The sequence below is a fragment of the Natrononativus sp. DTA114 genome (assembly GCF_059736515.1).
Genome location: NZ_JCASSN010000001.1, coordinates 216,202 through 228,929 on the forward strand (window position 1 = coordinate 216,202; position 12,728 = coordinate 228,929).

General features: G+C 63.9%; 9 protein-coding genes. 5 read left to right on the forward strand and 4 right to left on the reverse strand.

What is annotated here, in order from left to right; translation table 11 throughout:
* Positions 1–38 precede the first annotated feature (38 nt).
* On the reverse strand, positions 39–959 hold the full coding sequence (gene rocF, locus AC6I6S_RS01130) for an arginase (RefSeq protein WP_497947879.1): 921 nt from the start codon (positions 957–959) through the stop codon (positions 39–41).
* 96 nt (positions 960–1,055) lie between these two features.
* Between rocF and AC6I6S_RS01135 the strand changes: the two genes are divergently transcribed.
* On the forward strand, positions 1,056–1,733 hold the full coding sequence (locus AC6I6S_RS01135) for a metal-dependent transcriptional regulator (RefSeq protein ID WP_497947880.1): 678 nt from the start codon (positions 1,056–1,058) through the stop codon (positions 1,731–1,733).
* Between the two features lie 142 nt (positions 1,734–1,875).
* Complete coding sequence (locus AC6I6S_RS01140; RefSeq protein WP_497947881.1) at positions 1,876–2,832, forward strand: ZIP family metal transporter; 957 nt, start codon at positions 1,876–1,878, stop codon at positions 2,830–2,832.
* 11 nt (positions 2,833–2,843) lie between these two features.
* Here AC6I6S_RS01140 and AC6I6S_RS01145 read toward each other — a convergent pair whose 3' ends face one another.
* The gene (locus AC6I6S_RS01145; protein WP_497947882.1) at positions 2,844–3,767 is read right to left on the reverse strand and encodes an NAD-dependent epimerase/dehydratase family protein; all 924 of its coding nucleotides are present in this window, start codon (positions 3,765–3,767) and stop codon (positions 2,844–2,846) included.
* Positions 3,768–3,917: 150 nt separating this feature from the next.
* Here AC6I6S_RS01145 and AC6I6S_RS01150 point away from each other — a divergent pair, with 150 nt between their 5' ends.
* Positions 3,918–4,451 (forward strand): Rrf2 family transcriptional regulator, encoded by a 534-nt coding sequence (locus AC6I6S_RS01150; protein WP_497947883.1) that lies wholly within the window; start codon positions 3,918–3,920, stop codon positions 4,449–4,451.
* Positions 4,452–4,540: 89 nt separating this feature from the next.
* Here the strand turns inward: AC6I6S_RS01150 and gyrA are convergent, their stop codons facing one another.
* Both gyrA and gyrB read right to left on the reverse strand, forming a co-directional pair.
* Positions 4,541–7,015 carry a DNA gyrase subunit A gene (gyrA, locus tag AC6I6S_RS01155; protein WP_497947884.1) on the reverse strand — a complete coding sequence of 825 codons (2,475 nt, stop codon included), beginning with the start codon at positions 7,013–7,015 and terminating at the stop codon, positions 4,541–4,543.
* A 34-nt stretch (positions 7,016–7,049) separates the two neighbouring features.
* Positions 7,050–8,990, reverse strand: a complete 1,941-nt coding sequence (gene gyrB, locus AC6I6S_RS01160) for a DNA topoisomerase (ATP-hydrolyzing) subunit B (protein WP_497947885.1) — start codon at positions 8,988–8,990, stop codon at positions 7,050–7,052.
* 129 nt (positions 8,991–9,119) lie between these two features.
* Between gyrB and AC6I6S_RS01165 the strand changes: the two genes are divergently transcribed.
* Together AC6I6S_RS01165 and AC6I6S_RS01170 are read left to right on the forward strand one after the other, a co-directional pair.
* Positions 9,120–11,582, forward strand: a complete 2,463-nt coding sequence (locus AC6I6S_RS01165) for a DNA topoisomerase VI subunit B (RefSeq protein WP_497947886.1) — start codon at positions 9,120–9,122, stop codon at positions 11,580–11,582.
* Positions 11,579–12,670 carry a DNA topoisomerase IV subunit A gene (locus tag AC6I6S_RS01170; RefSeq protein WP_497947887.1) on the forward strand — a complete coding sequence of 364 codons (1,092 nt, stop codon included), beginning with the start codon at positions 11,579–11,581 and terminating at the stop codon, positions 12,668–12,670. The genes AC6I6S_RS01165 and AC6I6S_RS01170 overlap by 4 nt, the downstream gene beginning before the upstream one ends.
* The last annotated feature ends 58 nt before the right edge of the window (positions 12,671–12,728 follow it).

Genomic DNA, 12,728 nt, shown 5'->3' on the forward strand with positions numbered 1-12,728 from the left:
AGGTCTCATGCGGCAGGTTCTGCCGGATGGCGTCGGTGTTACAGGATCCGTTTACCGAACGCACTCGAGGACAGTTCGGCGGCCAGCGTCCCAGTCTCGTTCTGCTCGTCGAGGATCGGGTTCACCTCGACGACGTCCATCGATCGGAGGACGCCGTGGCGATTGTCGTACTCGGAGATCGTCTCGAGGGCGGAGTGGGCTTCTCGATACGTCGCCCCGCCTCGGACGGGAGTCCCGACACCGGGTGCCGCCTTGGGGTCGAGCCAGTCGAGGTCGAGACTGACGTGAATGCCGTCGGTGTCGCTAGTGGCGACCTCGATCGCGTCCTCGACGACGGCCGTGATCCCGCGTTCGTCGATATCGGACATGGTGAACGCGGTCGCCTCGCTCTCTCGAATCGCCTCGCGCTCCCGGTCGTCGATGCTGCGCAGGCCGACGTAGACGACGGATTCCTCGCGAATCCGGGGGGCCTTCGCCCACTCTAACTCCCCGAACAGTCCTTTCCCGAGGACCGCGGCGAGGGGCATCCCGTGGACGTTTCCGCTGGGCGAGGTTTCGGGCGTGTTGAGGTCCGCGTGGGCGTCGAACCAGATCACGCCGAGGTCCGCTTCCTGGGCGGCGCCGCCCATCGTCCCGATCGAGATCGAGTGATCGCCACCGAGAACGAGCGGAAACACGCCGTCCGCCAGCGCCTCTGCGACCTGTGACTCGAGACGCGAACAGACGTCCTCGATCTCGTTCAGGAACTTCGCGTTGCCCGTCCGCGGCGGGTTGGCATCGGGATCTCGCTCTTCGGCCCGCGGGATCAGGAGGTCCCCGGTGTCGACGCAGTCGACGCCGGCGTCCTCGAGTCCGTCGGCCAGTCCCCCGTATCTGATCGCGGACGGCCCCATGTCAACGCCGCGTCTGTTCGCCCCGTAGTCCATCGGCGCACCGATAATTCGCACGGTTCGGCCCATACGGTTCCGTTCGGGAGCGGGCGTTTAGTTCGTAGCGGTTCCGATGCGGGAAAGCCGACGACAGATTTAGGGTTAGACGGCCCTAATTTGATTACGATGATGCTGAGCGACGTGATGGAAGATTACCTGAAGGTGATCTATCAGCTTCAGCGCGGCCGCGAGGACCGGATCAAGACCTCCGAAATCGCCGACGAACTCGACGTCACGTCGCCGACGGTCACCAGCATGCTCGAGAAACTCGAGGAACGGGGGCTGGTCGACCGCGAGAAGTACCGCGGGGTTACACTCACCGACGAGGGGGAGACGGTCGCGCTCGAAGTCGTCCGCCACCACCGACTGCTCGAGGCCTACCTCACCGAACACTTAGATTACGACTGGTCGGAGGTCCACGAGGAGGCCGACCGCCTCGAACATCACATCAGCGAGGACTTCGAGAAACGCGTCGCGGCCGCTCTCGACGATCCGAACGTCGACCCCCACGGCTCACCGATCCCGAGTGCGGATCTCGAGGCACCGACGCCGGCCGGGGACTCCGTCACGGAGTTCGACGAGGGGGAGACGGTGGTCGTCGAGGAGGTTGCCGACCACGATCCGGAAGTGCTCTCCTATCTTGCGGACCATGGCATCGAACCCGGCGTCGAACTCGAAATTCTCGAAATCGCTCCGTTCGGAATGATCACGGCTCGTGCCGCCGGTCACGACGACCCGATCTCCCTGCCGGAGGACGTCGCCCGCCACGTCCGAGTAGTGGTACCGGCCGGCATCGAACAGTAACGAGCCCCGACGCGTTACGTGTCTACCGACATTCATTAGCGTAGACTCAGTCTAAATATCGATGGGGAACATATATTATTAGCCGCGTCTAAACATTGGCGTATGAAGAACGCAATCGAGTTGCGAACTCGAGGTGGTGTCGTTGTCACGTCGCGATAGGATCGCCGACTCCGTACCGACCTGGATACTTGCAATCGCCCCGATCGTTATTCTCGGTGCTGTTTCCGGACTGCTCTATCTAACCTCACCCTTCGGCGACATCGAGTCGATGGCCGGAGCGAGCACCCTTGAAATCCTGTGGATGCTCACGATCATCGGCGCGATCGCGGGCATCGTCCCGGTCGTGATCGGAATGCTCTGGTTCCCGTTCATTCGAGCGCTCGACCACCGCTACCTGCACGCCTTTCTGGCGCTCTCCGCGGGGGTACTCGCGTTCATCGCCTTCGAGATGACCGAGGAGGTCTTCGAGCACGGCGCCGAGATCGGACCCGTGGCCGTGGGTGGAATCGAACTCGCCGGACTGATCGTCGCCGCCGGACTCGCGACCGCGGGCGTCGGCGGCACGTTCGCCGTGATGTACGCGGTCAGCGAGTGGCGACAGCGAAAAATGGCCAGCGCCGAAAAGAGCGGCCTGACGATCGCCTACCTCGTCGCGGTCGCACTCGGCTTACACAGCATCGGCGAGGGACTCGCGATCGGCGTCGCGTTCATCGACGGCCAGGGCACGCTCGTCATGCTGCTCGTCGTCGGCTTCGTCATGCACAACGTGATGGAGGGGCCGACGATCGTCGCCGCGGTCGCCCGCGAACACTCGGTTCCACCGCTGCGTCACTTTGCGCTAATGGGCGTCATCGCCGGCGGCCCGGTGATCCTCGGCGGCTGGGTCGGTAGCCTCGCGAACTCGTCGGTGCTCGCGGTGCTGTTCTACGCCGTCGCCGTGGGGGCAATCTTGCAGGTGCTCATCGAACTCGTCGACCTGATCAAGTTCGACGCCGAGGCCGTGGTCACCCGGCTGAACGCCGCCACGTTCATCGTCGGCGTCGCACTGATGTTCGTCCTCGAGGACGTGATCGTCGAGGGCTGGATTGTCCCGGGCTAGTTGTCGCCGACTCAGGCCGCGAGATACGGCTCACAGACCCGCTCGATTCCCTCTTCGAACGATATTTTCGGCTTCCAGCCGGTTGCCGCCGCGAATTTCGACGCATCCGCCATCGTGTCGTAAACGTAGACGTTCGACGGGATCGGATTCTCGACGTACGACGGTTCGACCGCGGCCCCGAGTTCTTCGTTGAGCAGGTTGACGACCGTGTTGAAGTCGTAGCGCTCGCCGGTCCCGAGGTTGTACGTTCCCGTTAGCTCGGCATCCGCCGCCCGCTCGAGCCCCCGGACGACGTCGGATACGTGCGTGAAATCCCGCGTCTGAGTGCCGTCACCGTAGAGCACCGGTGAGCGGTTGTGAGCGATATCGTCGGCGAACTGGGCGACGACGTTCGCGTACTGGCCTTTGTGACTCTCGGCGCCGCCGTACCCCTGGTAAACCGAAAACAGCCGTATGCCGGCGAGGCTCATCCCGTATCGGTTCGTGAAGTACTCGGCGTAGCGTTCGCGGGCGAGTTTCGACGCCTCGTATCCGGTTTCGGCCTCGACGGACATCGACTCGGAGGACGGCTCCGTTCGGCTGCCGTACACCGACGAGGTCGACGCGTAGACGATCGAGTCACAGCCGTCCCTGCGGGCCTGTTCGACTGTGTTGACGAACCCTTCGACGTTGATTCGCGCGCCGCGGGCCGGTTCCGCCTCGTGCATCGAATACGACGACATCGCAGCCAGATGAAAACAGACGTCGACATCGGTCGGGAGATCCGGATCGAGCACGTTCGCCTCGACGAACTCCACGCGATCAGTCAGATTCGATGGCGTTCCCAGCGAGCAGTCGTCGACGGCGATCACGTCGTTCGCCCGAGCGAGGTGATTGGCCAGATTCGATCCGACGAACCCGGCCCCACCAGTTACCAGCACACGCTGTCCGTCCATAGCCGTCACACACCGCCGATCGACAAAAACCATTGACGTGTTGACGATGACTGATCAACAGAGTTACGACAGCCAACGTAACATCTGAGATCGAAGGCGCTACCCGGTCAACCCATCGGGTTTAAGGAATTCAATTACGAAGGGTTCGCTATGTCATCGATCGAACTCACCCCCAGCCAGAAAAAAATTTTGCGGGCGCTAACGAACCTGCACAAAGAGTCCGAGGATGCGATCAAAGGCGAAGAGATCGCAGCGCAGGTCGACCGGAACCCCGGCACGATCCGTAACCAGATGCAGAGCCTGAAGGCGCTCCAGTTAGTAGAAGGGGTCCCCGGACCGAAAGGGGGATACAAACCGACCGCCGCTGCCTACGAGGCTCTCGAGATCCAGCAGATGGACGAACCCGCCTCCGTCCCCCTCGAACACGACGGTGAGGCGGTCGAGGGCGTCCTCGTCGAGGAGATCGACCTCTCGAGCGTCCACCACCCGGAACTCTGTCGGGCCGAAGTGCACCTCCAGGGCTCGATGAGCGACATCCACGAGGGTGACAGCGTCACCGTCGGTCCGACGCCGCTATCGAAACTCGTCATCGACGGCACCGTCGACGGGAAGGACGATACGAACAACATCCTCATTCTGCGTATCGACGACATGCAGGCGCCGGCAGAAGAGCCGGCACACTGAGCCCTCGTCGCTTCTGTTAGTCTTTCGCCCGATAGCACTCGAGTCACTGCCGAGGCCTGTACGGAACTGTCGGAAAACGGACCGGGGGTCTACTCGTCGCTCGCGTCGTCGGACTCGTCACTCGAGATGACGTCGACGCTCGCGACGGCGTCACCCGCGTCGACGTTCATCAGCGTGACGCCCATCGTGTTCCGGCCGACCGCCGACACTTCGCCCGCTCGCGTCCGCATGATCTGGCCGCGCTCGCTCATCATCACGAGGTGATCGTCCGGCGTGACCGCTTTGACTGCGGCCACGCGACCGTTTCGATCGTTGGTCTTGATGTCGATGAGTCCCTTCCCGTAGCGGGACTGGGTCCGGTACTCCGAGAGAAGGGTGCGCTTCCCGTAGCCGTTTCGCGTCACCGTCAGCAGCGCCCGCTCGTCGCCTTCGTCGGTGGCGACCAGGCCGGCGACGGCGTCGTCGTCCTGGAGTTTGATCCCGTTGACGCCGCGGGCGTTCCGGCCCATCGGCCGAACCTCGCTCTCGTCGAAGCGGATGGTCATCCCCCTCTCGGTCGCGACCACGAGATCCTTCGAGCCGTCGGTCACCTCGACGTCGACCAGTTCGTCGCCGTCCTCGAGGGAGGCGGCGATGATCCCCGTCGAGAGGATGTTGTCGAACTCCTCGCCGGCCGTGCGCTTCACGTAGCCGTGTTTGGTCACCATTGTCACGCACTCGTCGGCCTCGAAGGCGTCGGTGTCGACGATGGCGGTAATGTTCTCGCCCTTATCGAGGTCGAGGATGTTGACGGCGGACTTCCCGCGGGCGGTACGACCCATCTCGGGAATCTCGTACGTTTTGAGCTGGTACACCTGGCCGTGGTTCGTAAAGCACAGCAGGTAGTCGTGGGTGTTCGCCTGGAACACCGTCGTCACCCTGTCGTCGGGCTTGACGTCGGCGCCGATGATCCCCTTGCCGCCCCGGCCCTGCGGATCGAAGGCGTCGGCTGGCATTCGCTTGACGTAGTCGTCCTCGGTCATGACGACGATCACGTCCTCCTCCGGGATGAGGTCCTCGTGGGTGACCGTTCCGTGGTCCTCGACGATCGAGGTCCGGCGGTCGTCGTCGTACTCGTCTTTCACCTCGAGCAGCTCGTCGGTGATCACCGAGTCGAGTTCGACGTCGCTCTCGAGGATCGTCTCGAGGCGTTCGATCTCGGCTTCGACCTCCCCGTACTCGTCTTCGATTTCGGCGGCCTCCATCGAGGTGAGGCTCCCGAGTTGCATCCGGACGATGTGCTCCGCCTGCCGCTCGGAGAAGTCGAACGTCTCGCGCAGGCCCGCTCTCGCAGCCGATCGGTCCTCGGAGTTGCGGATCAACTCGACGACGTCCTCGACGTTCTCGAGGGCCTTCAGCCGGCCCTCGAGGATGTGGGCTCGCTCCTCGGCCTCGTTCAGGTCGTACTCGCTGCGTCGGCGAACGACCTCGCGACGGTGGGAGACGTACTCCTGCAGGGTTTCTTTGAGCGAGAGCACCTTCGGCTGGCCGTCGACCAGCGCGAGGTTAATGACGCCGAACGTGCGCTCGAGGTGGTTCTCTAGCAGTCGGTTCTTGACGACCTCGGTGTTCGCGCCGCGTTTGAGTTCGACGACGACCCGAACCCCGTTGCGGTCGGACTCGTCGCGCAGGTCGGAGATCCCCTCGATATCGCCCTCGTTGACGTCGTCGGCGATCCGCTCGACCATCCGGGCCTTGTTGGCCTGGAACGGGAGTTCCGTGATGACGATCCGCTCACGACCCGATTTCCACTCCTCGACCTCGAACTCCGCACGGACGCGAATCCGCCCGCGACCGCTCGCGTACGCGGAGTAGATGGCGTCGCGACCGACGATGTTCGCCCCGGTCGGGAAGTCGGGGCCCTTGACGTGCTCCATCAGGTCCTCGACGGTCGCCTCGGGGTTCTCGATGAGTTCGATCGTCGCGTCGATCACCTCGCCGAGGTTGTGTGGGGGAATGTTCGTCGACATCCCGACGGCGATCCCCGAGGAGCCGTTGACCAGCAGGTTCGGGAACGCCGCGGGCAGGACGTCGGGTTCCTGGAGGCGGTCGTCGTAGTTCGCAGAGAAGTCGACGGTGTCCTTCTCGATGTCCTCGAGTAACTCCTCGGCGATGGGGGCCATCCGCGCCTCCGTGTAGCGGGGGGCCGCGGGCGGGTCGCCGTCCATCGAGCCGAAGTTCCCCTGGCCGTCGACCAGCGGGTAGCGCATCGAGAAGTCCTGGGCCATCCGGACCAGGGTGTCGTAGATCGCCTGGTCGCCGTGGGGGTGATAGTCACCCATCGTCTCCCCGACGATCGAGGAGGACTTGCGGTGACTCGAGCCCGAGGAGACGCCCATCTCGTGCATCGCGTAGAGGATGCGCCGATGGACGGGCTTGAGCCCGTCCTCGACTCGCGGGAGGGCGCGACCCGCGATGACGCTCATCGCGTAGTCGATGTATGACTGTTCCATCTCGTCTTCGATCCGGACCGGTTCGACGCTTCTGGCGTCGATGTCGGTCGGGTCGGGTACGTCTGAACTCATGTAGATTGCGTAGGTGTGTTTTGAGTAACCGGGTCTAGATGTCGATCCACTCGGCTTCCGGCGCGTGGTCCTTGATGAACTGCTTTCGCGGCTCGACGGCGTCGCCCATCAGCACCGAGAACATCTTGTCCGCGGCGGCGGCGTCCTCGACGGTGATCTGCTTGAGGATGCGGTTCTCGGGGTTCATCGTCGTCTCCCAGAGCTGCTTGGGGTTCATCTCGCCCAGTCCCTTGAAGCGCTGGACCTGGGAGGGGTTGCCGTCGCACTTCTCTTCGACGATCTCGTCGCGTTCGGCGTCGGTCATCGCGTCGTAGGTGTTCCCACGGTAGCGGATCCGGTACAGCGGGGGCTGGGTCGCGTAGACGTAGCCGCCCTCGAGCAGCGGGCGCATGTGGCGGTAGAAGAACGTCAGGAGCAGGGTACGGATGTGTGCCCCGTCGACGTCGGCGTCGGTCGCCATGATGATCTTCTTGTACCGAACGGCTTCGGGATCGAACTCGTCGCCGATGCCAGCGCCGATCGCGGTGATGATGTTGCGGATCTCGTCGTTCTCGAGGATTCGATCGAGTCGGTGTTTCTCGACGTTGAGGATCTTCCCCTTGATCGGAAGAACGGCCTGGAACTCGGGATTTCGGGCCTGTTTCGCGCTGCCGCCCGCGGAGTCACCCTCCGCGATGAAGATCTCGGCCTCGTCCGGGTCTTTCGTCTGGCAGTCAGCGAGTTTTCCGGGGAGGGCGGTGGAGTCGAGGGCGGACTTGCGGCGGGTCAGCTCCTCCGCCTTCTTCGCCGCCTTGCGGGCCTTCGCGGCCTCGACGGCCTTCATCACGATCGCCTGGGCGGTATCGGGGTGTTCCTCGAAGTAGGTGCTCAGCCCGTCGTGCATGCCGCTCTCGACGATTCCCCGCACTTCGGAGTTGCCGAGTTTGGTCTTGGTCTGGCCCTCGAACTGGGGATCGGGGTGTTTGACGGAGATCACTGCGGTCAGCCCCTCGCGGATGTCTTCTCCTCGCAAGTTCTCCTCGAGGTCCGAGAGCAGGTCGTTGTCGGTCGCGTAGTCGTTGACGACGCGCGTGAGCGCGGTCTTGAACCCGGTGAGGTGCGTTCCCCCTTCGCGGGTGTTGATGTTGTTCGCGAAGGCGTGGATCGATCCCTGGAGCTCCTGGGTCGCCTGCATCGCCACCTCGATCTGGATGTTCTGGTCCTCGTCCTCGAAGTAGATGACGTCCTCGTGCATCGGCGCCCGCGTCTCGTTCAGGTAGGTGACGAACTCGCGGATACCACCCTCGTACTCGAAGGTCTCTTCGATGACTTCGCCGTCGGCCGCTTCGACTTCCGCCTCGCGTTCGTCGCAGATCGTGATCCGGACGCCGGAGTTGAGGAAGGCGAGTTCCCGAAGCCGGTTCGAGAGCGTCGAGAAGGAGAACGAGGTCGTCTCAAAGATCTCCTCGTCCGGCCAGAACGTAATCTCCGTTCCGGTGTCTTCGTCGGGATCGAGGTCGCGAACCCGTTCCATATCGCCCTGGGGTTCGCCGCGTTCGAAGGCGTGGGTGAACACGCCGCCGTCGCGTCGAACCTCGACCTCGAGGCGACCCGAGAGGGCGTTGACCACCGAGACGCCGACGCCGTGGAGGCCGCCGGAGACCTGGTAGGACTTGTTGTCGAACTTCCCACCGGCGTGGAGGACGGTGAGGATGACCTCGAGGGCGGGCCGGTCGTACTCCGCGTGGGTGTCGACCGGAACCCCGCGTCCGTCGTCGGCCACGGTCACCGCGCCATCGTCGTGGATGGTGACGGTGATCTCGTCGCAGTGACCTGCCAGTGCCTCGTCGATCGAGTTGTCCACCACTTCGTAAACGAGATGGTGGAGCCCTCGAGAGTCTGTAGAACCGATGTACATCGCCGGCCGTTTTCGCACGGCCTCCAGACCTTCTAAGACCTGGATTTGTCCGGCTCCGTACTCGCTTTCCTGGGACATGAGAAACCTGCTTTCGGTTAGTGGGCGGGGGGTAATAAAAGTCACGTGTACGCGCTCGCGCGCGAGACGATGTTCACTTTCGCTCCGGTAGCGCACACCTTTTAGCCCCACCGCCGATATGAACAGACGATGACGTCGTTTCAGTCGACACTCGGCGAGGAGGAGGGGATCGCCGAAGAGCTGGCGGAAAACCAGCGCGCGATCTCCATCGCCGAGTTCTTCGAGAAGAACAAGCACATGCTCGGCTTCGACAGCGGCGCTCGAGGCCTCGTGACGGCCGTCAAGGAGGCCGTCGACAACGCGTTAGACGCCGCAGAGGAATCGGGCATCCTTCCGGACATCTACGTCGAGATCCAGGAGGACGAGGACTACTACACCCTGATCGTCGAGGATAACGGCCCCGGGCTGACGAAGGATTCCCTCCCGAAGGTCTTCGGAAAGCTGCTCTACGGCTCTCGCTTTCACGCTCGCGAGCAATCTCGCGGCCAGCAGGGGATCGGCATCTCGGCCGCCGTGCTCTACTCTCAGCTGACCAGCGGGAAGCCCGCCAGAATCACCAGCCGCACCCAGGGCTCCAGCCAGGCCCAGTACTTCGAGTTGATCGTCGACACCGACGAAAACGAACCCGAGATCAGCGTCGACCGCGAGACGACCTGGGACCGGCCCCACGGCACCCGGATCGAACTCGAGATGGAGGCGAACATGCGCGCCCGCGGACAGCTCCACGACTACATCAAGCACACCGCGGTCGTCAACCCCCACGCGCGACTCGAGCTTCGCGAGCCGACGGCGCACTTCAAGTTCGAACGGGCGACGGACCAGCTCCCCGAGGAAACCGAGGAGATCCGTCCGCACCCCCACGGGGTCGAACTCGGCACCGTGTTGAAGATGCTGAACGCGACGGACTCCCAGACGGTCTCGGGCTTCCTCCAGGAGGAGTTTACCCGCGTCGGGAAGAAGACCGCCGATTCGGTGATCGACGCCTTCCGCGACCGCCACTACGGTCGCGAGATGTCCTGGTCGCCACCCGGCACCCACGAGTCCGCCGACGTCGAGGCAATCGTCGAGGACGCCACCGTGAACAAGGGCGCCGAACCGACGGCCGCCTTCGCCGCGACGGTCGCCGACGCCGTCTCGAGTCGCGACCGAATCGCTCACCACGAACTCCGGGAGCTGATCGCGACGGCTGCGGAGTCAGCCGAAGCAGAACACGACACCGCATTCGGTGACACCGTCAGGGAGAACGTTCTCGAGGCGGTCTGGACCGCGCTCATCGACGCTGATCCGGCGGCGGAGGGTGCACTCGAGGCTGACGAGACCGGCGATCAGAACGAATCGCGCCTGGTCACCGACCTGTACGCGCTCGCGGATGACGCGACGAGCACGCGAAAGGACGATGAGGTCATCCACGCCTTCGCCGACCGGCTCGCCGGCAAGTTCGCGGACGAGGAAGACGTCCGGCACCGGCTCACCCGGCGGGAACTGCGCGCCTACGTCGACCGCGCCGCGGAACTCACCGAGGAGTACGACGAGGTGGCGTTCGGCGACACCGCCCGCGAGAACGTGGCCGAGGCGATCTGGGACGTGATGGTGACCGTCCCCGACGATCCGCCGCTGGTTCGCGAACTCGCGGAGGACCGCGACGCGACGAGCAATCTCGTCGACGGGATGCGGGCGACCGACATCATGGCACCGCCGACGCGGTGTCTCTCACCGATCACCGACGACCTCATCGAGGCGGGGCTCAGAAAGGAGTTCGAGGCCGATTTCTACGCGGCAGCGACCCGCGACGCCGAGGTTTCCGGCGGCGATCCGTTCATCGTCGAGGCCGGTATCGCCTACGGCGGCGACCTCGGGGCCGAGGGCAGCGTCGACGTCCTCCGGTTTGCGAACCGCGTACCGCTGGTCTACCAGCGCGGTGCGTGTGCGACCACCGACGTCGTCAAGTCGATCGGCTGGCGCAACTACGGCCTCGACCAGCCCGGCGGCTCCGGGCTGCCGAACGGTCCCGCGGTCATCATGGTCCACGTCGCCTCGACGAACGTGCCGTTCACGAGCGAGTCCAAAGACGCCGTCGCGAACGTCCCCGAGATCGAAGACGAGATCGAACTCGCGATTCGCGAGGCCGCCCGCGAACTCAAGAGCTACCTCAACAAGCGCCGGTCGATGCAAAAACGGCGGAAGAAGCAGAACGTCCTGGGGAAGATCCTCCCCGAGATGGCCGAGAAGGTCGCAGAGGTGACCGGCCGAGACGAGCCAGACATTGACGACGCCATCGGCCGCATCATGAACAACGTCGTCGTCGGCCGCCAGATCGAGGCAAACGGCGACGGGAACCGGATCAGCGTCGTCGTCGAGAACCACTCCGGTACGACGGAATCGCTCGAGATCACCGACATCGTCTCCGCCGAGCCGCGGAACCTGAGCAACGGCGCGACCGTCGTCGAGATGGACGAGGAGTGGTTCGTCAAGTGGTCCCCGGACGTTTCGAGTGACGACGAGGCGGTCCTCGAGTACGAGGTCGATGCCGACGCGGCGTTCGATCTGGACGTGAAAGGCGTCGAAGACGAGAAACTCACGGTGTCATCATGAGCACGAAAAACGACGAGCAGGCCAGAGCGCAGTTGATCGATCTCGCCGCGCAGTTCTACGACCAGTTCGAACTGGGCGAGATCCCGAGCATGTCGATTCCGACCCGGACGAAGAGCAACATCGAGTACGACGAGGATAGCGGCGTCTGGGTGTACGGCGACCGACAGTCGACCCGATCCGCGAACTCCGTTCGCGGCGCCCGGAAGCTCCTCAAGGCGGTGTACACCATCGAGTTCCTGGCGAACCAGCTCGAGGAGGACCGTTCCTCGACCCTGCGTGAACTCTACTACCTCTCCGAGAGCTGGGACAACAAGGAGGCCCAGTTCAACGACCAGGACGAGTCGAACCAGCTGATCGAGGACTTAGAGATCGTCTCTGAGGTCACCCGCGAGGACTTCCACATGCGGCCCGAGGAGTCGGGGGCGACGATCATGGGGCCGCTCCACCTGCGCGAGCAGACACGCCGCGGCGAGCGGGAGATCCACTGCCAGGAGGACGTCGGCGAGGGCGGCTACCAGATCCCGAACAACCCGGACACGATCGAGTTTCTGGACTCCGACGCCGAGTTCGTGCTCGCGGTGGAGACCGGCGGTATGCGCGACCGGCTCGTCGAGAACGGCTTCGACGAGGAGTACGGCGCGCTGATCGTCCACCTGAAGGGCCAGCCCGCACGGGCGACCCGACGGATCACCAAGCGGCTCCACGACGAACTCGACCTTCCCGTCACCGTCTTCGCCGACGGCGACCCGTGGTCCTACCGGATCTACGGCTCCGTCGCCTACGGCTCGATCAAGTCCGCTCACCTCTCGGAGTACCTCGCAACGCCAGAGGCCCAGTACATCGGTATCCAGCCCGCCGATATCGTCGAGTACGACCTTCCGACGGACCCGCTGTCGGACTCGGACATCAACGCCTTAGAGAGCGAACTCGAGGACCCGCGCTTCCAGACCGACTACTGGGAGGAACAGATCGAGTTACAGCTCGAGATCGAGAAGAAGTCCGAACAGCAGTCGCTCGCCGCTCGCGGACTGGACTTCGTGACGGAGACGTATCTCCCGGAACGGCTCAGTGAGATGGACGTCATCTAGACGTCTATCGAACCGCGGTTTCGGGAGATGCTGCCGGAACGACTCGAGGCGATGGACG